Below are 20,688 nucleotides of genomic sequence, written 5' to 3' on the forward strand. Positions count from 1 at the left end.
CGGTTGGCTAGAGTGCGCCCCCATGACTGAAGACGTGCGCAACATCGTCCTCGGCCTGATCGCAGCGGGCATCAGCGCCTCGCTGGGCTGGCTCGCCCGCACCTATCTGTGGAAACGGAAGCTCCGCCGCAAGCAGGCCTTCTTCGGACTGCCCGACAACGCGGAGTCGCTGCTGGTGGTGAACCGCGACGCGGGCGGCCCCGAGCTGGCGGTCAAGCGGCACGACGTGTTCGCGCTGCTGGAACTGGCGGCGATCGTCAAGGACTGCGGGGCGCACGCCCAGGTCGTGGCGCACGACACGGCCCAGCAGGGCTTCGGCGAGCGCACCGAGTTCTGTGTCGGGGGGCCGGCGTCGAACCGGCGGATGGCGGCGCACATGGTGAGCCTGCTGCCGGGGATCCGGGTCAACACGGATCCGGAGCCGGGTCCTGACCGCGGCGCGTTCCAGGTCGGCTCCGAGCGCTACCGGGTGGAGCCGGGCCGTACCGAGTACGTGATCCTGGCGCGGCTGACGGCCGGTGAGTCGCGCGAGGCGCGGCCGGTGTTCCTGTTCTGCGGGCAGCTGCCCATCACGAATCAGGCGGCGACGCGGTATCTGGCCCGCCATCACGAGCGGCTCGCGCGCAAGCACGGCAACAGCTCGTTCGTACTGCTCCTGAAGGTCGTGAACTCGGGCGCCTACGGCCCGGACGTCGTCGAGCTGGTCTCCGACGTGACGCGTGCGGCCCAGCAGCCGCTGCCGGCCACGGCGGCCCCGCGCAACTCCCACCGCGCCAAGTAGGGGGCCCGGACCAAGGAAGAGCGGTACCCCGGCCGCGTACGAATGCGGCAGGGGCCCGCTCGGCCTCGGCAAGCAGGCGGCCCGTCCCGTCCCGCACGCAGCTGACCTTCTCCTCGCGAGGAGTGATCTCCGGCTGCGGCCGGGCGTGGACGGCCGACGCTCTGTGGCTACTGCACTCCGGGCAGCAGCGTCCCTGGTTCGGCCGGGGCGACGTCCGCGGCCTCGGTCTTGGGATTGCGCCGCTGACGCTTGGCCACCCACTGGGCGAACCACGACAGCAACATGCACATCCCGATGTAGATCGGCGAGATCACCATCACCACGGGGATGAAGGGCAAATCGTAGTCGAGGTTCGACGCGATGAGCTTCCCGGCGTGGAGAAACTCCTCATAGGTGATCAGATACCCCAGCGAGGTGTCCTTCAGGGCGACCACGAGCTGGCTGATGATGGCGGGCAGCATGGCCCGCACCGCCTGCGGCACCAGGACGTGCGTCATGACCTGCGTCTTGCGCATGCCGAGCGCGAACGCGGCCTCGCGCTGGCCGCGTTCGACCGCGTTGATGCCGGAGCGGAAGACCTCGGCGAGCACCGAGCCGTTGTAGAGGGTCAGTCCGGCGACGAGGGCGGGCAGCGGCTCGGCCTTGAGGGCCACGTAGATGAAGAAGATCATCACGAGGACCGGCATCGCGCGGAAGAACTCCACGAACAGGGTGGCGAGCCAGCGCACGGGGCGGTGGTCGGACAGGCGTCCCACGGCGAGGACCGTGCCGAGCGCCAGGGACAGCACGGCCGCGATGGCGAAGGCCTTGAGCGTGTTCCCGAGGCCGCGCAGCAGCAGTTCCTGGATGCCCTTGTACTCGAAGGGGGTCCACTTGGTGCTGGTGAACTGGTCGGTGTCGAAGAGCAGGTAGAGGATCCAGCCGACGAGTGCGAGCAGGATCACGGTGGAGACGAGACCGTACAGCTTGTGGCGGCGCTCGGTGTTGGGCCCCGGGATGTCGTAGAGGGCGGTGGCGCCGTGGTCGAGGGCTTTCATCGGGCGACTCCCCAGCGCTTTTCCATGAGGTTGAACACCCCGCTGATGGCGAGCGTGATGATGAGGTAGCCGACCGCGATCCAGACGAAGGTCCAGATGATGTTGAAGCCGAGTTCGCTGAGCGTCTTGTAGGTGCCCAGCAGTTCGGTGACGCTGAAGGCGCCCGCGATCGCCGAGTTCTTGGCGAGCGCGATCAGGTTGGAGCCGACGGGCGCGATCACGGAGCGGAACGCCTGCGGCAGGATCACCAGGGTCAGGGTCTGGCCGAAGGACATGCCGAGGCTGCGGGCGGCCTCGCCCTGCCCCTTGTGCACGGTGTTGATGCCGGAGCGCAGCGCCTCGCAGATGAACGCGGAGGTGTAGCAGCCGAGCGCGAGCACCGCGAAGACGGTGAAGGGGAGCACGAGGCCGAAGCGCGGCAGGCCGAGCAGGACAGCGAAGAACAGCAGGGTCAGCGGGGTGTTGCGCAGGACGGTGACCCAGGCGGTGCCGAAGGCGCGGAAGGAGCCGACGGGCGCGACGCGGAACGACGCCATGACGAACCCCAGCACGAGGGCGAGGATCGAGGCGTAGACGGTGAGCTCGACCGTACCGAGGAAGCCTTTCCAGTAGGTCGAGAAGTTTTCGGTCAGTACGTTCACGGTGCGGGTCCTCAGCTCGCCGGATAGCGGTCGATGGCGGGCGGTTTCGGTGCGGGCACGCCGGACAGGCCGAGCGTCGCGTCGTACGCCTTCTTCCAGTCGCCGTCCTTCTCGCGCTGGGCGAGCGCGGTGTCGACGGCGAAGCGCAGCGCGTTGTCGGAGCGGGGCACGCCGATGCCGTACGGCTCCTCGGAGAACGGCTTGCCGACCAGCTTCAGCTCGTCGGGGACCTTGGCCGCGTAGCCGAGCAGGATCGCGTCGTCGGTGGTCACGGCGTCGACCTGGTAGGTCAACAGGTTGTCGACACAGACCGAGTAGGTGTCGTAGGCGACGAGTTCGGCCTTGGGGTAGTCGGCCTGGATGCGCTGGTACGGGGTCGATCCGGCGGCCGAGCAGACGCGTTTGCCGTCGAGGTCCTGGGGGCCGTGGATGTCGTCCTCGTCGGTCCGCACGAGCAGGCTCTGGCCGGCCATGTAGTACGGGCCGCCGAAGCCGACGAGCTTCTTGCGGTTGTCGTTGATGGTGTACGTGCCGACGTAGTAGTCGATCTGACCGTTCTGCAGGGCCGTCTCGCGGTTGGCGGAGGCGATCGTCTTGAAGGAGATCTTCTTCGGGTCCAGGCCGAGCGAGGCGGAGATCATCTTGGCGATCTCGATGTCGAAGCCCGAGTAGACGCCGTTGGCGGGGTTCTTCTCACCGAGGTAGGGCTGGTCCTCCTTGGCGCCGACGACGAAGTGGCCTCGCTTGTCCGCCTTCTTCCAGGTCTTGGAGTCGGGCAGCGAGAAGCCCTGTGCCACTTGGTACTTGGGGAGTTCGGCAGCCGAGGGGCCCTTGACGGGCGGCGTGCCCTCCTTGCCGCAGGCGGTGGCGGCCAGGGCGGCCACCGCGAGGGCGGTGAGCAGCCTGAGCGACTTTACGATCATGAGGTGCTGCACTCCCCCGGTCAGTGCTTGAGGATCTTGGAGAGGAAGTCGCGGGCGCGCTCGCTCTCGGGATGCGTGAAGAAGTCCTCGGGGGCGCGGTCCTCGACGATCTTCCCGTCGGCCATGAACACGACGCGGTCGGCGGCGGTGCGCGCGAAGCCCATCTCGTGGGTGACGACCACCATGGTCATGCCGTCGCGGGCCAGCTGCTGCATGACCTCGAGGACCTCGTTGATCATCTCGGGGTCGAGGGCGGAGGTCGGCTCGTCGAAGAGCAGGGCCTTGGGGTCCATGGCGAGGGCGCGGGCGATGGCCACGCGCTGCTGCTGGCCGCCGGAGAGCTGGGCGGGGAACTTGTCGGCGTGGGCCGCGAGGCCGACGCGGTCGAGGAGTTCGCGGGAGCGCCGGTCGGATTCCTCCTTCTTGCGCTTCCTGACCTTCACCTGGGCCAGCGAGACGTTCTGGAGGACCGTCTTGTGCGCGAACAGGTTGAAGGACTGGAAGACCATCCCGACCTCGGCTCGCAGTTGCGCGAGCGCCTTGCCCTCCTCGGGCAGCGGTTTGCCGTCGAGCCTGATGGTGCCGGACTGGATCGTCTCCAGCCGGTTGATCGTCCTGCAGAGCGTCGACTTGCCCGACCCCGAAGGGCCGATGACCACGACCACCTCCCCCTTGCCGACGGTGAGGTCGATGTCCTGGAGGACATGCAGCTCCCCGTAGTACTTGTTCACGTCACGCAGCTCGATCAAAGGATCGACGGCCATGCCAGTCCTGCCCACTCTCAGCTGTCTCGGTTTGCGCAAACTATCCACGCTTATAGGGGACTTAACCGACGACACGCACGTATGGGCATTAACCGTATTTGCGGCTCAGATCATGCCGCTCAGGACTCGGCGGCCTCCGCGTAGAACTGGGAGAGTTCCGGGGCCCCGCTCTCCGCCCACTCCTGTCCGGCCTCCACGACCTCGATCTCCCGGCCCGACTCCAGGAGCACGACGGGCTGCCCGTCCGGCCGGATCACCCAGGCGGCGCCCGGCACATGGCGCACCAGGACCGTGCCGAGGTACAGGCCCGCGTCGTTGCCGAGCCAGGGCAGCACTTCGGGGTCCTCGCGCCAGCGCGGCACGAGTTGGTCGAGTTTCTCCAAGGACCGTACGGAGTCGTCGAGTTCGATGCCCGCCGCGGCCGCCTGCGAGCGCAACAGCTCGCACTCCGAGAGCAGTTCGGCGAGTCCGTCGCCGCCGCCCGTACCAGCGGAACCCGCACCGCCGCCGTCCGGCGCGGCCGTCGCGACGGCGAGGACGGGCTCGTGCTTCTTGCGCCAATTGTCCACGAACGGGATCTTCATGCCGTCCAGCCTCGCATTCCCCCTGGCCCCGGCACCACAGGGCGCGCGGACCCGCTGTTCGCGGTGCGTTCGCACCCGCTTCATACGCGCCTCATTGACGCGTCCCTGCCCCCTTCCTACGTTCATGGCACACCTGTCACGCCCGCCGCACCACGGAGGGAGCCGGCCGTGCGCCGACGCACCTGGGGAACAGCTGTCCTACTGGCGGCCTGCGCGGGCCTCGCGCCCGCGACGACCGCCGAGGCCGCCCCGCACAGACCCGAGCCGCTCCCCCTGGAGCGGCTCTTCGACAATCGGGCCGTCAGCGACGACGACCGGCCCGCCGAGGCCGACTTCGACGGCGAGGGCGGCTCGCTGTCCGCCCAGGACCTGACGGCGGCGGGCTGGACCCCCGGGCGCCGCCTCGGCGTCCAGGGCGCCGAGCTCCACTGGCCGCGCACGGCGGGCGACGGCCCCGACAACGTCCGGGCCGACGGCCAGCGCGTCCGGCTGCGGGGCAGCGGGAACTCGCTCGCCTTCCTCGTCGCCGGGACCGGCGGCGACGCGAGCGGCACGGGCACGGTCCGCTACACGGACGGCTCGCGCTCCCGGTACACGCTCACCGCCCCGGACTGGCGCACCGGCCCGCTCGCCACGAAGTCCGTCGCGCTCCCCCATCGCAACACGCCGCAGGGGCAGGTCCCCGACCGGACCCGGCTGTACGTGGTCACCGTGCCGGTCCGCGCGGACCGGGCCATCGCCTCCGTCGACCTGCCCGGAGCGCCGGACGAGGCCGGCCGCGCGCTGCATGTCTTCGACGTCTCCGTGCGCCGGGCGACGCACGGCTGGACGGGCACCTGGGCGGCGTCGACCGCCGGGTACACGACGGTCGGCCCGTGGGCGGACCGGACGGTACGGCTCGTCGTGCACACGAGCACGGGCGGCCCCCGGGTCCGGATCCGGCTCGACAACACCTTCGCGTCGACGCCCGTACGGATCGGCAGCGCGTCGGTCGCCGTGCGCGAGGCCGGGGCCGCGACGCGCGGCGCGCCCGTCCCGCTCACCTTCCGAGGCGCCTCCGGGACACAACTGCCCGCCGGGGCACAGGCGTTCAGCGACCCGGTCGACTTCGACGTGCCGGCCGACTCCGACCTCCTCGTCAGCTTCCACCTGCCCGACCCGGTGCTCAGCGCGCCCGTGCACAGCCAGGCGCTCCAGCGGTCGTACGTGAGCGAGCCCGGGGACCACGCGACGGACGCCGCCGGCACGGCCTTCACCTCGACGATCTCGTACTGGCCGCTGCTCACCGGGGTCGACGTGGGCGGCGGGCCCGGATCCGTGGTGCTGCTCGGGGACTCGATCACGGACGGGGTGAAGTCGACCCAGGACGCGAACAGGCGCTGGCCGAACGTGCTGGCGCGGCGGCTGCTCGGGCAGTCGCAGGTGCCGCGCTACGGGGTGCTGAACCAGGGGATCTCGGCGAACAAGGTCGTCGGGGACCGGTATCCGGGCGACGGGGTGTCCGTGGACACGGGCGGGGTGAGCGCGCTGCACCGGATCGACCGGGACGTGTTCGCCCAGACCTCGGCGCGGACCGTCGTCGTCTTCCAGGGGATCAACGATCTCCGGTGGGGCGCGAGTGCCGAGCAGGTCGTGGCGGGGCTGCGCGAGGTCGCCGCGCTGGCGCGGGCGCGGGGGTTGCGGGTGATCGGGGCGACGATCACCCCGTGCGAGGGGGAGGCCCTGTGCACGGCTGCCGCTGACGCGGGGCGGGTCGAGGTGAACCGGTTCCTGCGCGGGCCCGGCTCGGGGTTCGACGCGGTGCTGGACTTCGACGCGGTGCTGCGGGATCCGGGGCGGCCGGCTCGGATGCGGGCCGAGTTCGACAGCGGGGATCATCTGCATCCCGGCGATGCGGGGCTCGCTGCGCTGGGCTCCTCGGTCGACCTGGGCCTTCTCGCGCCGTAGCTTCGCCGGTGCGTCGGCGGGTGCGGCCCGGTGGGGGCTGGTCGCGCAGTTCCCCGCGCCCCTAGAGGCGAACGGCTTCGCCGTTCAGCCTCTATCGGGGAAATGCCGCCCGAAGGGCGTGCATTTCAGGGGCGCGGGGAACTGCGCGAGAAGCCCCACCGGCGGTCAGGTCGCGCTAGACGTCGAGGTCGACCACCACGGGAGCGTGGTCCGAGGCGCCCTTGCCCTTGCGTTCGTCGCGGTCGACGTAGGCGTCGGAGACCGCCTTGGCGAACGGCGCGTTCCCGTAGACCAGGTCGATCCGCATGCCGCGGTTCTTGGGGAAGCCGAGCTGGCGGTAGTCCCAGTACGTGAAGGGGTGGTCGTACTTCAGGGGGCGCGGCACGACATCGCTGAGCCCCGCTTCGCGCAGCGCCGCCAGCGCGGCCCGCTCGGCCGGCGTCACGTGCGTCGCGCCCTCGAAGACGGAGATGTCCCAGACGTCGTCGTCGGTCGGCGCCACGTTGTAGTCGCCCATCACCGCGAACGGGCGGGAGCCCTGCGCGTCGCCGGCCACCGCCGCCTTGAGCGCCTCGAACCAGCGCAGCTTGTACGCGTAGTGCGGGTGGTCGACCTCCCGCCCGTTCGGCACGTAGACCGACCAGACGCGGACCGGGCCGCAGGTAGCGGAGACGGCGCGGGGCTCCTCGGCCCCGTCGTAGCCGGGGTCGCCGGGCACGCCCTTGACGACGTCCTCGAGGCCGACGCGGGAGAGCAGCGCCACCCCGTTCCACCTCCCGTTCGCGTTGACCGCCGACTCGTAGCCGAGCTCGCGCAGCTCCTCCGCCGGGAACTGCTCGGCCGAGCACTTGGTCTCCTGGATGCACAGCACGTCCGTGCCGCTGCTCTCGAGCCAGGCGAGGAGCCGGGGCAGGCGGGCGGTGATCGAGTTCACGTTCCAGGTAGCGATGCGCATGTCCCACAACCTACCGGGCGGGTACGACAACGGCCTTTTCGACAGGTAGCCTGTCGAAATATGAGTGACAGCAGCCTTCCCGCCCCGGCCCTGGACGAGCGCCCCGCCCTCGTCCTCATCGACCTCCAGCAGGGCATCCTCGGCCTGCCGACCGCCCCGCACCCCGCGGACACGGTGCTCAAGAACGCGGCGCGGCTCGCCGACGCGTTCCGCGCCCGGGGCCTGCCGGTCGTGCGGGTGCGGGTCGCGTGGTCGCCCGACGGCGGCGACCTGCCGGTGAGCCGGGCCACGACGCCGGGCCTCACCCAGGCGCCACCGGCCGCGTTCGCCGCGTTCCCCGACGAGCTGGGCCCGCTCGGCGACGACATCGTGATCACCAAGCGGCACTGGGGCGCCTTCACCGGTACGGAGCTGGATCTGCAGCTGCGCAGGCGCGGGGTCACGCAGCTCGTGCTCGGCGGCATCTCGACGTCGATCGGCGTGGAGTCCACGGCGCGCTCGGCCTTCGAGCTCAGCTACCACCTGCTGGTGGTAGAGGACGCGACGACCGACACCGACGCCGCGTCCCACGCGCACACCTTCGGCAAGATCTATCCGCGCATCGCCGAGCTGGGCACGACGGACGAGGTGCTGGAGCTCCTCGCACGCTGAGGCCGGGTCACAGCCGGACGGTGTCGCCCGGCGTCAGGCGCAGGTGCCGGGTGCCGCCGAGCGCGCCGATCTGGTTGTCGTAGATCGGGCGGGCCAGGTCGGTCAGGAGCGCGTCGTGGATGTCGTAGGCGCGGCTCGGCTTCACCTCGCGCACGTAGTCGATCACTTCGGCGATCTTGTTCCAGGGCGCCATGACCGGGAGCATCAGCGTCTCGACGGGCCGGTCGGGGACGGTGAGCGCGTCGCCGGGGTGGAAGACGGCGCCGCCGTCGAGGAGGTAGCCGACGTTCGTGATGCGCGGGATGTCCGGGTGGATGACGGCGTGCAGTTCGCCGTGGACCTGGACGTCGAAGCCGGCGGCCGTGAACGTGTCGCCGTGCCCGACCGTGTGGACGCGGCCGGGGAACGCGGCGGAGAGCTTCTCCGCGACCGAGCGCAGGGTCCAGATCTGCGCGCCGGGGCGGGCCTCCATCCCGGCGCGCAGCCGTGCCTCGTCGAAGTGGTCCGGGTGCTCGTGGGTCACGAGGATCGCGTCGGCGCCGACCGCCGCGTCCGGTTCCGAGAACCCGCCCGGGTCGACGACGAGGACCTGTCCGTCCTTCTCGAGGCGGACGCAGGCGTGGGACAGCTTCTTGAAGGTGAGCGTCATGGTCCCATCCTGCTCGGTCATTCCTGCGGCGTGGTCTCCTCGCGGATGACACGCTGGGCGACCTTGAACGCGGAGTTCGCCGCCGGCACGCCGCAGTAGACGGCCGTCTGCATCAGGATCTCCTTGATCTCGTCCGCGGTCAGGCCGTTGCGCAGCGCGGCGCGCGTGTGGAAGGCCAGCTCGTCGAGGTGGCCGCCCGCGACGAGGGCGGTGAGCGTCACCGAGGAGCGCATCCGGCGGTCGAGTCCCGGGCGGGCCCAGATCTCGCCCCACGCGTAGCGGGTCATGAACTCCTGGAACTCGCCGGAGAAGTCGTCGGCCTCGGCCAGCGCGCCGTCGACGTGCGCGTCGCCGAGCACCTCGCGGCGCACCTTGAGGCCCGTGTCGTGCGGGTCGGGCCGCACGGCCGCCTCGGGCTGGTGCGCGGCCGGGGCGATCTCGGCGACGGGCCCGGTCGGCGCGGGCGGCGCCAGGACCGGCTTGACGGGCGGCGCGGGGATGGCGTGCTGGCCGGTGTCCTGGGCGGGCTGCCAGGCCGTGGAGAAGTGCCGGACCAGGAGGTCGGTGACGGCGGCGGGCTGCTCGACCGGGGCCAGGTGCGAGGCGCCGGGGACGACGGCGAGCCGGGCGTCGGGTATGCCGGCGACGAGGGTGCGGGCCTCGGCCGGACCCGTCACCTGGTCCTCCGAGCCGACGAGGACGAGCGTGGGGACGCCGATGGCGCCGAGCTCGGTACGGATGTCGAAGGCGGCGAGGGCCTCGCACGCGGCGATGTAGCAGCCCGGGTCGGTCGTGCGGACCATCTGCACGGCCCAGTCCGTGATGGCGGGCTGGGCGGCGGCGAAGCCGGAGGTGAACCAGCGCTCGGGCGACGTACGGGCGATGGGGTCCAGGCCGTTGCTGCGCACGATGACGCCGCGCTGGCGGAACTCGTCGGCGGTGCCGAAGCGGGGCGAGGCCGCGATCAGGGCGAGCGACGCGACGCGCTGCGGGTTCCGCAGCGCCAGTTCGGCGCCGATCGCGCCGCCCAGTGAGCAGCCCGCGTATCCGAAGCGCTGCACGCCGACCTCGTCGAGCGTGGCGAGCAGCCGGGCGGCGAGCTCCCCGACGGAGTCGACGGGGTACGCCGGGGCGCCGCCGTGTCCGGGGAGGTCGAAGCGGAACACCCGCCACTGCTTGACCAGCTCGGGGATCTGCCGGTCCCACATGTGCCAGGTGGTGCCCAGTGAGGGACCCAGGATCAGGACAGGGGCGTCTTCTGGCCCGTCGAAGCGGTATTGCAGGGTGCTCTTCGGTGTCTCACTCACTCGCCTGACCCTCTCATCTGTCGCGCCGGGCCCGATGCCCGGGGTCCGACTACGGCGGGCGGCCCGGCGGCGGAAACCGTTCCGGGTCCGCAGGAGACTCTAGAAGCCCCTGGCCCGCCTGGGGGAACAGCGGTGGCAGGGCGGAACGGCCGCTCATAGCTTCGCCATGTGACCACACGACAGATTGTGGGCCTCGCCTGCGCCGCGGCCGCCGTCGCGTCGGGCCTCGGGGCCGCCTCACCGGCCGCCGCCGCCCGGACGGTGCACCACGTGAACCCGGGCGAGTCCATCCAGAAAGCCATCGACGCCGCGAGGCCTGGGGACGTCGTCCGCCTGGCTCCCGGCACCTACCACGAGAGCGTCGACGTCGACGTGTCGGGCGTGACCCTGCAGGGGTCCGGAGCCCGGTCCACCGTCGTCGTCCCCGACACCTCCGGCGACAGCGCCTGCGCGAAGGCCGGCAACGGCGTCTGCGTGAGCGGCACCGAGGCCGACCCCGTCAAGAACGTCACCGTGCGCTCGCTGACGCTGCGCGGCTTCTCCAAGACCGGCCTGTGGGCGACCGGGACCGACCGGCTGCGGGTCGAGGGGGTGCACGCCGAGAAGAACGGCCAGTGGGGCATCGCCCAGGAGCGGTCCGTGCGGGGCGTGTTCCGCGGGAACACCGCCACCGGCAACGGCGACGCCGGACTGTTCGTCGCCAACACGGTCACCGCCGAGGAGGGGGCCGTGGACACCCGCCGCGCGGTGATCAGCCACAACCGCCTCGCCGACAACCGGATCGGCCTCACGGTGCGGCGCCTGCGGAACCTGACCGTCGACCACAACGACGCGACCGGCAACTGCACCGCGATGTTCCTCGTCGGCGACGAGAACACGCCCCGCCCCGGTGAGCTGCGCGTGGTGGCCAACCACGTCCACGCCAACAACAAGTACTGCGCGAAGACCGCCCGGCTGCCCTATCTGCAGGGCTCGGGGATCATCCTCACCGGCGTCGAGGACTCGCTGGTGGCCGGCAACCGCGTCGAGGACAACGTGGGCGAGGCCCCCATGTCGGGCGGCATCGTGCTGGCCAAGAACTTCAAGAACGCCCTCAACCAGCGCAACGCGATCCGCGACAACGTGGTCGTGCGCAACGGCACGGCCGACCTGGCCGTCCAGGACGACGGCGAGGGCAACACCTTCCGCGACAACAGGTGCGCGACCTCCCTGCCCGGCGGATTGTGCTGACCCGTGCCGCCCCTCGCGACAAGTCCCCACCCCCTTCACCCCCATCACGACCCGCATCACGCAGGCAGAAGTGAGGCAACATGACGACCGTCGATCCGGCACCCGCGCCCGGTCTCGCTCCCCCGCCGCCCATGCGGCTGAGGGAGCTCGTCTTCGGGGCGGCGTGCGCCGCCGCCGTCCGCGCGGCCGCCCGCCTGGGCGTCGCCGACGCCCTGGACGACGTCCCCCTGAGCGTGGACGAACTGGCGGCGGCGGTGAAGACCCAGCCGCACACCCTGCGCCGGCTGCTGCGCGCGCTGTCCAGCCAGGGTGTCTTCACCGAGCGCCCCGACGGCACGTTCGCGCACACCGAGATGTCCCGGCTGCTGCGCGAGGACGACCCGCACAGCCTGCGGTACATCGCCCTGTGGTGCACCGAGCCGTGGACGTGGAACGTGTGGCCGAAGCTCGACGAGGCGGTGCGCTCGGGCCGGAACGTCTTCGAGGACGTGTACGACCGGGAGTTCTTCACCTACCTCAACTCCGAGGCCCCCGAGTCGGCGCACGTGTTCAACCGGGCCATGACCACGTCCAGCAGGCAGTCCGCGCAGGACGTCGCCGAACTCCTCGACCTGCGGGACGTGACCTCGGTCGCGGACATCGGCGGTGGCCAGGGGCACGTGGTGGCCAGCCTGCTGGAGAAGCACCCCGCGATGCACGGCACCCTGCTCGACCTGCCGGGCGTCGTCGACAACGCCGACCCGCGGCTGCGCGAGGGCGGCGCCCTCGCCTCACGGGTGCGCATCGTGCCCGGCGACTGCCGTGAGGCCGTCCCGGTCGAGGCGGACGTCTACATCATCAAGAACATCCTGGAGTGGGACGACGAGAGCACCCGCCGGACGCTGGCCAACGTCCGCGCGGCGGCCCGGCCCGGGGCCCGGGTCGTCGTCATCGAGAACCTCGTCGACGACACCCCGTCGATGAAGTTCACGACCTCGATGGACCTGCTGCTGCTCCTCAACGTCGGCGGTGCCAAGCACACACGGCAGAGCATGGTGGAGCGGCTGACCGACGCGGGGCTCGCCATCGGCGAGATCCGCCCCGTCAACCCGTACCTGCACGCCTTCGAGTGCACCGTGCCCGCCTGAGCGGACCCGCACCGAGGCCGCCGGCCCCGCGTCCCACGCGGTGGCCGGCGGCCTCGTGTCGTTCCCGGGCGCCCGGTCAGGACGGGGCGCTCCGCTCCCAGCGGTAGAAGCAGTGCGCCATGGCGTCCTTGGGGCTGCGCCAGGTCGTCGGGTCGTACGCGCTGACGTACGCCGACAGCTGCTCGCTGACGCTGCGGAACTCGGGGTGCCCGGCCATCTTCGCGATGGCGGGCGAGGGGTCCCGCTCGGACTCGATGAGGTGCAGGTACACGTCGCCGAACTGGAACAGGCTGCGCCGGTCGACACCGATGAGGTGCGGGAGTTCACCGCTGTCGGAGGCGGCGAACACGTCGGAGATCGCGGGCGCCGAGCCGGGCGCCATGCGGGCGACGATCAGGGAGTGGTGCATCGGGTTTCCTTCCTCGCCGGGCCGTCAGCGCGGCGTCGCGGGCGCCTTCTGCCGCTCCCGCGCGGCTTTCTCGATCTTGTCGCGGATGAGGGCCATCTGCGTGGCGGAGTTCCGGTTGATGTTGTCCGTCATCCAGGAGTCGTCGACGGGGGCCTCGGGCTTCATCGCGAAGTCCTGCACCCAGTCCATGCGGGTGCCTTCCGGGGTCTGCGCGTAGTCCCACCGGATGTTCATGTGGGCGAAGGGGCCGGTCTCGACGCGGCGGGCGCGCACGGTCCGCTCGGCGCGGTTCACGGTCCGCTCCGAGACCCAGCTCCACACCTTCCCGTTGTCGTCCGGGTGCATGGTCAGCCGGAACGTCGTCGTGTCGCCGTCGCGGGAGAGGACGTCGAGGGACGCGTACTCGCTGAAGAGCCGCGGCCAGTTCTCGATGTCGTTGGTGATCTCCCAGACGAGGTCGAGGGGGGCGTCGATGGTGATGCTGTTCTCGGTGCGTGCCATGTCAGGCTCCAGCCTTGAGGGCGTTGTTGACGAGGTCGAGGAACGCGCGGGGTGTCTTGCAGCGCTCCGAGTCGGGGGGCAGCGACCGGCCGTACCGGTTCTCGATCTCGCCGACGATGCCGAGGAGGCCGAGCGAGTCGATGCCGCGCGCGTCGAAGGGGGCGTCGGGGTCCTGCGCGAGTTCCTGGGGGTCGACGGTGATGCCGGCGGCCTTCTTCATCAGGCCGGCCAGTTCCTCGTAGGTGACTTCGGTGGTGATCATGCGGGTGTTCTCCTTCCCGCCCGGTGCTATAGGGCGGATCCGTCGCAGCGGCGCACTACGAGCGCCGCGTTGGAGCCCATGAGTCCCCGGCTGAGGACCAGGGCCGTGCGCAGCTCGGCGGGGCGAGCGCGGGACATCACCAGATCCAGGTCGTGGCAGATGTCGAACACGTTGGGCGTGGGGGGAATCTGGCCGTGCTCCATGGCGTACACGGCGGCCGCCACGTCCAGCACGGACGCCGCGCAGTAGGCGCGCCCCATGCCGCTCTTGGGGGCCGTGACGGGGACGCGGGTGCCGTGGGCGCCCAGGGCGTCGGCGAGGGCCAGGGCCTCGGCGCGGTCGGCCTCCGGGACGCCGAGGGCGTCGGCGAACACGACGTCGATCTCCTCGGGCGCGCAGCCGGCCTCGTCGAGGGCGCCGCGGATCGCCTGCGCGAGGCCTTCTCTGGAGCGCTCCCACCGGGACGCGCCCGTGAAGGTGGCGGCGTGTCCGGCGACGACGGCGCGCAGCGGCGCTTCGCGCTCGCGGGCGCGGTTCTCCTCCTCCACGACGAGGACGGCGCCGCCCTCGGCGGGCGCGAACCCGCGGGCCGCCGTGGTGAAGGGCAGATAGGCGCGTTCGGGTTCCTCGGCGGTGCTGAGCTCGGGGTAGCCGAGCTGGCACACCATCGAGTACGGGGCGAGCGGGGCCTCCGTGGCGCCGACGACCAGGGCCTCGGTGCCGCGCCGCACGGCGCGGGCCGCGTGTGCGACGGCGTCCAGGCCGCCGGCCTCGTCGCTGGCGACGACTCCGCACGGTCCCTTGAAGCCGCTCCAGATGGAGATCTGGCCGGTGCTGGCCGCGTAGAACCAGGCGATGGACTGGTAGGGGCCGACGAACTTGGAGCCCTGGCCCCACAGTTTCTGCAGTTCGCGCTGGCCGAACTCGCCGCCGCCGGACCCGGCGGCGGTGAACACGCCGATGGAGTACGGGTCGTCGGGCGCCCCGCGTCCGATGCCCGCGTCGTCGAGGGCCTGGGCCGCCGCGGCCATGGCGAAGTGGCTGAACCGGTCCGTCTGGACCAGGAACGGCTCCTCGATGTGGTCCTCGGCGTCGAAGCTGCGGACCTCGCCGCCGACGCGCAGCGGCAGGTTCCCGCAGCCCTCGCGGGTGATCCGGTCCAGGACGAACAGGCCCTCCCGGACGGATTTCCAGTAGGCGTCCGCGTGCAGTCCGTTGGGGGCGATCACACCGGTGCCGGTGATGACCGCGCGCCGGGCGCGTCGACCGCTCATCGTGTCCTCCCGCCTGGCCCGGCCAGGAGCACCGCGGACTGGAAGCCGCCGAATCCGCTGCCGACGGAGAGCACGTTCCTCAGCTTCCGGGGGCGGGCGGTGCGCGGTACGTAGTCCAGGTCGCACTCGGGGTCGGGCGTCTCGTAGTTCGCGGTGGGCGGCACCACCTGGTGCTGGAGCGCGAGGACGCAGGCGGCCACCTCGATCGCACCGATCGCGCCCAGGGAGTGGCCCACCATGGATTTGATGGAGCTCATCGGGGTGTCGTAGGCGTGGGCGCCCAGCGACAGCTTGACGGCGGCCGTCTCGTGCCGGTCGTTCTGCCGGGTGCCGGAGCCGTGGGCGTTGACGTAGTCGATCAGCGTGGGGTCGAGCCGGGCCTGGCCGAGGGCGGTGTCGATCGCCCGGGCCATCTCCCGGCCCTCGCTGGTCAGACCGGTCATGTGGTACGCGTTGCCGTACGTGGCGTAGCCGCTGATCTCGCAGTACACGTGGGCGCCGCGCGCGCGGGCGTGCCCGGCCTCCTCCAGGACGAGGACCGCCGCTCCCTCCCCCATGACGAAGCCGTTGCGGTCCGCGTCGAAGGGTCTGGAGGCGTGCTCGGGGTCGTCGTTGTTCGGCGAGGTCGCCCGGATGGCGTCGAAGCACGCCATCGTGATGGGTGAGACCGGGGAGTCGGAGGCGCCCGCGATGCAGACGTCGGCCCGGCCCTCCTGGACGGTGTGGAAGGCGTAGCCCACCGCGTCGAGTCCGGAGGTGCATCCGGTGGAGACGGTCTGCACGGGGCCCTGCGCGCCGAACTGTTCGGCGACGACCGCGGCGAGCGTGCTCGGCGAGAAGGCCCGGTGGAGCTGGGGTTCGGCCGCGCGGTGGTCCACGTCCCAGCGCTTGCCGCGCTCGCTGACGAGGACGTAGTCGTGCTCCAGGCGGGTGGTCCCGCCGATGGCGCTGCCGAGGGAGACGCCGATCCGCCAGGGGTCCTCGCGGCCGGTGTCGAGTCCGGAGTCGCGTACGGCCTCGCCGGCGGCGGCGACCGCGAACTGGATGTACCGGTCCGTGTGGTCGCGCACGTCGAGGGGCAGGCCGTGGGCGTCCGGGTCCCAGTCGCACTCGGCGGCGATCCGCGAGCGCAGGCCCGCCGGGTCGAACAGCGTGATGCCGCGGGTCGCCGTCCGGCCGTTGGAGAGCAGGTCCCAGAACGCCGTGGCGCCGATTCCCCCGGGCGCCACCACGCCGACGCCGGTGACCGCCACCCGCCGGGTCACCTTATGACCTCACTTGGCTCGGGCTCCTCGGTGTCGACGTGTCCGAGGCGCGGCTCCGGGGCGAGCGGGCCGAGGTGGAAGACCATGCGGGCCTCCACGTCGCCGACGTTGCGGAAGCGGTGCCGCACGTCGATCGGGATGAGCAGCCCCTGGTCGGGGCGCAGTTCGTGCGTCTCGCCGTCCAGGTCGACCTCGAGGGCGCCCTGCACGACGTACACGAACTCCTCGGAGTACGGGTGGTAGTGCTCGCCGATGCGCTCTCCGGGCTGGATCAGGGCGAGGCCCATGAAGCCGCTGGTGGAGCCGACCGTGGCGGGCGTGAGCATGGCCCGCAGGTCACCTCCGCGCCGGCGGTTGGGCTCGGTCTCGCTCAGGTCCACGATGCGTGGATGCTTGATCATGCGTGATACCTCCGGGTGAGTGGTGGCGTGGCGGGCCCGGCCCGCGGACGCCGGCGGCGGTGCGTCAGGAGTCGGCCGAGCTGCGGTCGGTGACCGGCGTCATGTCGATGTGCGACAGGAGCCGGTTGATGTTGCGCTCCGTGTGCAGGGAGCCCTCCACGCCGATCGCGGCGAGGTCGATGAGGCGCTCGGCCTCCCCGTCCCGCTCCAGGCCCTTGAGTCCGACGGACGCGACGGGGTCCGCGTCGAGCTCGCCCGTGATGTCGATGAGGCGCACCACGATGTCGTCGCGCTGGAAGACCGTCGACGCGTACACGGGGCTGTGCGGGTCGTCGGCCGCGGCCGCGTCCTGGAGGGCGAGCAGCCGGGCCAGGTCCATCCCGCGGCCTTCCTTGGCCGGGTAGTGCAGCGCGTGCCGGCTCAGGCCCTCGGGGGCCGGGCGGTCGGACACGACGTGGTGGACGGCGGGGAGCGCGGCCCGGGTGAAGAAGACGCGCGCCGACTCGGGGTCGGTCAGGTCGCGGTCCTGCTCCAGGTACGGGTTGACGGCCTCCTCGACGGCCCGGATCTCCGGCTGGCGGGCCACGTGGCGCAGCGCCGCGAGGAGGTCGCCCTCGACCTCCACGGCGCGCACGACGCGGTTGCCGTGCATGAACAGCGAGGTGCGGCGCAGCCGTGTGGTGTCGTCGACCTGGGCCTGGGGCGACCGGTACGCGGCGAGGATCTCCGCGACCTTGGACTCGGAGCCCGGCTTGACGGTGAACGTGAGGGCGTGGCGCGCCGCGCCGTCGCCGACCCGGGCCACCGCCTGCGTGGTCGCCGCCGCCGGTTCGGGGGTGGTCGGCCCGGCGGGGGTGGTCTCGCGCAGGATGCTGTAGCGCATCGAGCGGGTGTCCCGGACGCAGTTGTGCATCGGGCGGACGGTCTCGACGTGCTCCTCGCTGTTCACCCAGGCGAGGAACGGCGGCGCGCTCTCCCACTCGCTGGTGATGAGCCACTGCGAGGGGTTCTCGATCGACTGGCACAGCTGGTCGCTGAGGTGACCGGGCACCGACGCGACCTGGTTGCGCATGTGCTCGTACGCGTCGAGGAACTGCTGCTGGGCCCCTTCGTACAGGTCGAGCAGGAGGATCACCCGCAGCCTGGAACCGTCGAACGCCGACTGCGATATGCGTCCTGAGATGGACATACCGGCACGCCTCTCTCTTTGCCGTGGAGGGTCTGGTGCGACGCCCGGTCGAGGGTCTGGTGCGACTCCTCGTCGAGGGTCTGGTGCGGCCGGCGCGTCCGGGACAGCGCGGTCGCCATGTGCCGATCGTCGACGCGGGTCCCGGCGTCGCGCGAACCGCACGGTCCGGTCGGGTGAAATAGGTGCCCGGTAGGTGCTTCCGACGCGCGAAGTGGTACAGCGCGGCGTGCAATGTGGGCGAAATCCCTCACTCACGTCGCAGGTGACGCTGGAGGCAGTCACATGACCCGTTCGCACGAGGCCCCCGAGGCCGTGCAGCACACATCCGTCCTCATCGTCGGCGGCTCCCTCGTGGGCCTGTCGACCTCGCTGTTCCTGGGGCGTCTCGGCGTCCCGCACATGCTCGTCGAGCGCCATTCGGGCACGTCGATCCACCCGCGCGGGCGCGGCAACAACGTGCGCACGATGGAGCTGTTCCGGGTGGCCGGGGTGCAGCGGCGCATCGAGGAGGCGGCGTCGGTCCTGGCCGGCAACCACGGCATCCTCCAGACACCGACGCTGGTGGGGGACGCCGGCGAGTGGCTGTTCAAGGAGATCGACCCCGGGGGCGGGCTCGCCCGCTTCAGCCCGAGCGGCTGGTGCCTGTGCAGCCAGAACGACCTGGAGCCGGTGCTGCTCGACAGCGCCCGGGAGCAGGGCGGCGACCTGCGCTACGGCACGGAGCTGATGTCGTTCGAGCAGGACGCCGAGGGGGTGACCGCTCGGCTCAAGGCGCGGGACACCGGCGAGCACACGACCGTCCGCGCGGACTACCTGGTCGCGGCGGACGGGCCGCGCAGCCCGGTCCGTGAGCACCTCGGCATCGGGCAGAGCGGCCCGGGCGACCTGTTCCACAACGTGAGCGTCACGTTCACCTCGCGCGCTCTCGCCGATGTCGTGGGCGAGAGGCGCTTCATCGTGTGCTACCTCACCGACCCGGAGGCGGACGGCGCGCTGCTGCCCGTCGACAACCGCGAGCACTGGGTCTTCCACGCGCCGTGGCACCCCGAACACGGCGAGACGCTGGAGGAGTTCACCGACGAGCGGTGCGTCGCGCACATCCGGCGGGCCGTCGGGGTGCCGGACCTCGACGTGGAGATCACCGGCAGGGCCGCGTGGCACGCGGCCGAGCGGGTCGCCGAACGGTACGGGGAGCGCCGGGTGTTCCTCGCCGGGGACTCGGCCCACGAGATGTCGCCCACCGGGGCGTTCGGTTCCAACACCGGCATCCAGGACGCGCACAACCTCGCGTGGAAGCTGGCCGCCGTACTGGGCGGCTGGGCCGGGCCCGGCCTGCTGGAGACGTACGACGCGGAGCGCCGGCCGGTCGCGGAGGCGACGAGCGCGCGGGCGTCCTCGCGCTCGGTCGAGCACAGCCACCCCGGCTACACGCCCGGCCCGGAAGCCGGCGGTGCGGGCGGTCCCGGCGGCGGCCCCGGCGGCCCTGGCGGCCCTGGTGGCCCGGGTGGCGGTCCCGGTGGCAGGAAGGGCGGGATCCTCAACGTGGCGCTCGCCTACCGCTATCCGCGCGGCGCGGTCCTCGGCACCGACCCGGCGGCCCCGGTCGTGCCCGACGGCGTACGGCTGGCGGGCGAGCCCGGAACCCGCGCCCCGCACCTGTGGCTGAACCGCGCCGGGGACCGGATCTCCACCCTCGACCTGTACGAGCGCTCGCTCGTGCTCCTCAGCTCGGAGGACAGCGGCGACGGGACCGACGCCGGCTGGCACGCGGCGGCGCGGCGCCTCGCGGCGGAGCTGTCCGTCCCCCTCGACGCGTACCGGATCGGCACCGGTCCCGCGGCCGAGCTGACGCCCGCGTCCGACACGGACTGGGCCGAGGCGCACGGCGTCGGCGGGGGCGGCGCGGTACTGGTCCGTCCGGACGGATTCGTCGCGTGGCGGTCCGAAGGGCCGGTGGCGGACCCGGAGCCGGCGCTTCGGGAGGCGCTCACCGCGGTCCTGGCCCGCACCTGAGGGTCCGTCCGGCTCAGACGAGGTGGGCGAAGACGACGAGGTTGTCGGTGTAGTCCCGCACCGAGCGGTCGTAGTCACCGGCACAGGTGATCAGCCGGACCTGGGCCTGCGGGGTGTCCGCGTACACGCGCTTGTCGGGGAAGTCGTCCTTCGCGAAGGTCTCGACGCTGTCCACGACGAAGGAGGCGGTCCGCCGGTCGGACCGCTTCACGGTGAACCGGTCGCCCTTCTTCAGGTCGCTGAGGCTCGCGAACACCGCGGGGGACGTCTTCGTGTCGACGTGCCCGGCGATGATCGCCGTGCCCACCTCGCCCGGTGACACTCCGTCGGCCTGCCAGCCGACCAGGTTCGTGTCGTCGGCGGGCGGCGGTTCGAGCTGGCCCGTGGGGCCGATGGCGAGGCCGGTGAAGGGGGCGTCGACGCCGATCTTCGGGATGAGGAGCCGCTTCGGCCGGGCCCGCGGCAGGTGTTTGCCGGTGGCGCGCGGGGCCGCCGAGGCCGGTGCGTGCGTCGCGGAGGAGCCGGTCGTGCCCGAGGGCGCGGGCGGTTCGTCGTGCCCGCCGAACAGGCTCGTCCCGAGGACGAGGAGGCCGAGGGCCCAGGCGACCCAGACGCCGGGACGGGACCGCTGCCCGGGCGGCGCGGGATCGGTTTCAGCGGGGGAAGGCGACCGGGCTGCCATCAGAGACCACCTCGAGAACAAGCGGAAAGGAAGTACGGAAGAGCGGGAGGAACCGGCCCGGAACGGCCGGGCGGAGATGCGGGAGGGGCCAGCCGG

General features: G+C 71.8%; 22 protein-coding genes. 6 read left to right on the plus strand and 16 right to left on the minus strand.

Going from position 1 to position 20,688, the window contains the following annotated elements; all coding sequences use genetic code 11:
• Positions 1-22: 22 nt before the first annotated feature.
• Complete coding sequence (locus IAG42_RS06600; RefSeq protein ID WP_188336085.1) at positions 23-781, plus strand: hypothetical protein; 759 nt, start codon at positions 23-25, stop codon at positions 779-781.
• A 167-nt stretch (positions 782-948) separates the two neighbouring features.
• On the opposite strand, the gene IAG42_RS06605 is transcribed toward IAG42_RS06600, so the two are convergent.
• The 5 genes from IAG42_RS06605 to IAG42_RS06625 all read right to left on the minus strand — a co-directional run bounded on the left by IAG42_RS06605 (position 949) and on the right by IAG42_RS06625 (position 4,730).
• On the minus strand, positions 949-1,818 hold the full coding sequence (locus IAG42_RS06605) for an amino acid ABC transporter permease (protein ID WP_188336086.1): 870 nt from the start codon (positions 1,816-1,818) through the stop codon (positions 949-951).
• Positions 1,815-2,459, minus strand: a complete 645-nt coding sequence (locus IAG42_RS06610; RefSeq protein ID WP_188336087.1) for an amino acid ABC transporter permease — start codon at positions 2,457-2,459, stop codon at positions 1,815-1,817. The genes IAG42_RS06605 and IAG42_RS06610 overlap by 4 nt, the downstream gene beginning before the upstream one ends.
• Positions 2,460-2,470: 11 nt before the next feature.
• Complete coding sequence (locus IAG42_RS06615; RefSeq protein WP_188336088.1) at positions 2,471-3,382, minus strand: glutamate ABC transporter substrate-binding protein; 912 nt, start codon at positions 3,380-3,382, stop codon at positions 2,471-2,473.
• 20 nt (positions 3,383-3,402) lie between these two features.
• On the minus strand, positions 3,403-4,146 hold the full coding sequence (locus tag IAG42_RS06620; RefSeq protein ID WP_188336089.1) for an amino acid ABC transporter ATP-binding protein: 744 nt from the start codon (positions 4,144-4,146) through the stop codon (positions 3,403-3,405).
• Positions 4,147-4,265: 119 nt separating this feature from the next.
• Positions 4,266-4,730: a DUF6278 family protein gene (locus tag IAG42_RS06625; protein ID WP_188336090.1), complete on the minus strand. Its 465-nt coding sequence runs from the start codon at positions 4,728-4,730 to the stop codon at positions 4,266-4,268.
• Between the two features lie 168 nt (positions 4,731-4,898).
• Between IAG42_RS06625 and IAG42_RS06630 the strand changes: the two genes are divergently transcribed.
• The gene (locus tag IAG42_RS06630) at positions 4,899-6,677 is read left to right on the plus strand and encodes an SGNH/GDSL hydrolase family protein (RefSeq protein WP_188336091.1); all 1,779 of its coding nucleotides are present in this window, start codon (positions 4,899-4,901) and stop codon (positions 6,675-6,677) included.
• Positions 6,678-6,852: 175 nt separating this feature from the next.
• Here the strand turns inward: IAG42_RS06630 and IAG42_RS06635 are convergent, their stop codons facing one another.
• Positions 6,853-7,632, minus strand: a complete 780-nt coding sequence (locus IAG42_RS06635) for an exodeoxyribonuclease III (RefSeq protein ID WP_188336092.1) — start codon at positions 7,630-7,632, stop codon at positions 6,853-6,855.
• A 60-nt stretch (positions 7,633-7,692) separates the two neighbouring features.
• On the opposite strand from IAG42_RS06635, the gene IAG42_RS06640 reads away from it, so the two are divergent.
• Positions 7,693-8,283: a hydrolase gene (locus IAG42_RS06640; RefSeq protein ID WP_188336093.1), complete on the plus strand. Its 591-nt coding sequence runs from the start codon at positions 7,693-7,695 to the stop codon at positions 8,281-8,283.
• A gap of 7 nt (positions 8,284-8,290) precedes the next feature.
• On the opposite strand, the gene IAG42_RS06645 is transcribed toward IAG42_RS06640, so the two are convergent.
• Both IAG42_RS06645 and pcaDC read right to left on the minus strand, forming a co-directional pair.
• Entirely contained in the window at positions 8,291-8,932 is a 642-nt protein-coding gene (locus IAG42_RS06645) for an MBL fold metallo-hydrolase (RefSeq protein WP_188336094.1), read from the minus strand.
• A gap of 17 nt (positions 8,933-8,949) precedes the next feature.
• The gene (gene pcaDC, locus IAG42_RS06650; RefSeq protein ID WP_188336095.1) at positions 8,950-10,239 is read right to left on the minus strand and encodes a bifunctional 3-oxoadipate enol-lactonase/4-carboxymuconolactone decarboxylase PcaDC; all 1,290 of its coding nucleotides are present in this window, start codon (positions 10,237-10,239) and stop codon (positions 8,950-8,952) included.
• A gap of 168 nt (positions 10,240-10,407) precedes the next feature.
• Between pcaDC and IAG42_RS06655 the strand changes: the two genes are divergently transcribed.
• Positions 10,408-11,469 (plus strand): right-handed parallel beta-helix repeat-containing protein, encoded by a 1,062-nt coding sequence (locus IAG42_RS06655; protein ID WP_188336096.1) that lies wholly within the window; start codon positions 10,408-10,410, stop codon positions 11,467-11,469.
• Between the two features lie 80 nt (positions 11,470-11,549).
• Entirely contained in the window at positions 11,550-12,596 is a 1,047-nt protein-coding gene (locus IAG42_RS06660) for a methyltransferase (RefSeq protein ID WP_188336097.1), read from the plus strand.
• A 76-nt stretch (positions 12,597-12,672) separates the two neighbouring features.
• Here IAG42_RS06660 and IAG42_RS06665 read toward each other — a convergent pair whose 3' ends face one another.
• The 7 genes from IAG42_RS06665 to IAG42_RS06695 all read right to left on the minus strand — a co-directional run bounded on the left by IAG42_RS06665 (position 12,673) and on the right by IAG42_RS06695 (position 17,897).
• A complete protein-coding gene (locus IAG42_RS06665) occupies positions 12,673-13,005 on the minus strand; it encodes a TcmI family type II polyketide cyclase (RefSeq protein ID WP_188336098.1) in 333 nt (110 codons plus the stop codon).
• Positions 13,006-13,029: 24 nt separating this feature from the next.
• Positions 13,030-13,506, minus strand: a complete 477-nt coding sequence (locus IAG42_RS06670; protein WP_188336099.1) for an SRPBCC family protein — start codon at positions 13,504-13,506, stop codon at positions 13,030-13,032.
• Between the two features lies 1 nt (position 13,507).
• A complete protein-coding gene (locus tag IAG42_RS06675) occupies positions 13,508-13,768 on the minus strand; it encodes an acyl carrier protein (protein WP_188336100.1) in 261 nt (86 codons plus the stop codon).
• A 26-nt stretch (positions 13,769-13,794) separates the two neighbouring features.
• Complete coding sequence (locus tag IAG42_RS06680) at positions 13,795-15,042, minus strand: beta-ketoacyl synthase N-terminal-like domain-containing protein (protein ID WP_188336101.1); 1,248 nt, start codon at positions 15,040-15,042, stop codon at positions 13,795-13,797.
• Entirely contained in the window at positions 15,039-16,307 is a 1,269-nt protein-coding gene (locus IAG42_RS06685) for a beta-ketoacyl-[acyl-carrier-protein] synthase family protein (protein WP_188336102.1), read from the minus strand. The genes IAG42_RS06680 and IAG42_RS06685 overlap by 4 nt, the downstream gene beginning before the upstream one ends.
• Positions 16,304-16,708, minus strand: coding sequence for a cupin domain-containing protein (locus tag IAG42_RS06690; RefSeq protein ID WP_188336103.1), 405 nt, complete (start codon positions 16,706-16,708; stop codon positions 16,304-16,306). The genes IAG42_RS06685 and IAG42_RS06690 overlap by 4 nt, the downstream gene beginning before the upstream one ends.
• A gap of 64 nt (positions 16,709-16,772) precedes the next feature.
• Positions 16,773-17,897, minus strand: a complete 1,125-nt coding sequence (locus IAG42_RS06695; RefSeq protein ID WP_188336104.1) for a SchA/CurD-like domain-containing protein — start codon at positions 17,895-17,897, stop codon at positions 16,773-16,775.
• A 282-nt stretch (positions 17,898-18,179) separates the two neighbouring features.
• Here IAG42_RS06695 and IAG42_RS06700 point away from each other — a divergent pair, with 282 nt between their 5' ends.
• Entirely contained in the window at positions 18,180-19,910 is a 1,731-nt protein-coding gene (locus IAG42_RS06700) for an FAD-dependent oxidoreductase (protein ID WP_188336105.1), read from the plus strand.
• Between the two features lie 13 nt (positions 19,911-19,923).
• Here the strand turns inward: IAG42_RS06700 and IAG42_RS06705 are convergent, their stop codons facing one another.
• On the minus strand, positions 19,924-20,592 hold the full coding sequence (locus IAG42_RS06705) for a class F sortase (RefSeq protein ID WP_188336106.1): 669 nt from the start codon (positions 20,590-20,592) through the stop codon (positions 19,924-19,926).
• Positions 20,593-20,688 lie beyond the last annotated feature (96 nt).

It is taken from the genome of Streptomyces xanthii (genome assembly GCF_014621695.1).
GTDB classification, from domain to species: domain Bacteria; phylum Actinomycetota; class Actinomycetes; order Streptomycetales; family Streptomycetaceae; genus Streptomyces; species Streptomyces xanthii.

Bases quoted from the DNA above. Each gene is read 5' to 3' on its own strand.
- IAG42_RS06680 (WP_188336101.1), bottom strand. From the start codon at position 15,042: ATGAGCGGTCGACGCGCCCGGCGCGCGGTCATCACCGGCACCGGTGTG.
- IAG42_RS06605 (WP_188336086.1), bottom strand. From the start codon at position 1,818: ATGAAAGCCCTCGACCACGGCGCCACCGCCCTCTACGACATCCCGGGG.
- IAG42_RS06660 (WP_188336097.1), top strand. From the start codon at position 11,550: ATGACGACCGTCGATCCGGCACCCGCGCCCGGTCTCGCTCCCCCGCCG.
- IAG42_RS06695 (WP_188336104.1), bottom strand. From the start codon at position 17,897: ATGTCCATCTCAGGACGCATATCGCAGTCGGCGTTCGACGGTTCCAGG.
- IAG42_RS06615 (WP_188336088.1), bottom strand. From the start codon at position 3,382: ATGATCGTAAAGTCGCTCAGGCTGCTCACCGCCCTCGCGGTGGCCGCC.
- IAG42_RS06620 (WP_188336089.1), bottom strand. From the start codon at position 4,146: ATGGCCGTCGATCCTTTGATCGAGCTGCGTGACGTGAACAAGTACTAC.
- IAG42_RS06665 (WP_188336098.1), bottom strand. From the start codon at position 13,005: ATGCACCACTCCCTGATCGTCGCCCGCATGGCGCCCGGCTCGGCGCCC.
- IAG42_RS06675 (WP_188336100.1), bottom strand. From the start codon at position 13,768: ATGATCACCACCGAAGTCACCTACGAGGAACTGGCCGGCCTGATGAAG.
- IAG42_RS06705 (WP_188336106.1), bottom strand. From the start codon at position 20,592: ATGGCAGCCCGGTCGCCTTCCCCCGCTGAAACCGATCCCGCGCCGCCC.
- IAG42_RS06690 (WP_188336103.1), bottom strand. From the start codon at position 16,708: ATGATCAAGCATCCACGCATCGTGGACCTGAGCGAGACCGAGCCCAAC.
- IAG42_RS06640 (WP_188336093.1), top strand. From the start codon at position 7,693: ATGAGTGACAGCAGCCTTCCCGCCCCGGCCCTGGACGAGCGCCCCGCC.
- IAG42_RS06670 (WP_188336099.1), bottom strand. From the start codon at position 13,506: ATGGCACGCACCGAGAACAGCATCACCATCGACGCCCCCCTCGACCTC.
- IAG42_RS06600 (WP_188336085.1), top strand. From the start codon at position 23: ATGACTGAAGACGTGCGCAACATCGTCCTCGGCCTGATCGCAGCGGGC.
- IAG42_RS06635 (WP_188336092.1), bottom strand. From the start codon at position 7,632: ATGCGCATCGCTACCTGGAACGTGAACTCGATCACCGCCCGCCTGCCC.
- IAG42_RS06625 (WP_188336090.1), bottom strand. From the start codon at position 4,730: ATGAAGATCCCGTTCGTGGACAATTGGCGCAAGAAGCACGAGCCCGTC.
- IAG42_RS06700 (WP_188336105.1), top strand. From the start codon at position 18,180: ATGACCCGTTCGCACGAGGCCCCCGAGGCCGTGCAGCACACATCCGTC.
- IAG42_RS06645 (WP_188336094.1), bottom strand. From the start codon at position 8,932: ATGACGCTCACCTTCAAGAAGCTGTCCCACGCCTGCGTCCGCCTCGAG.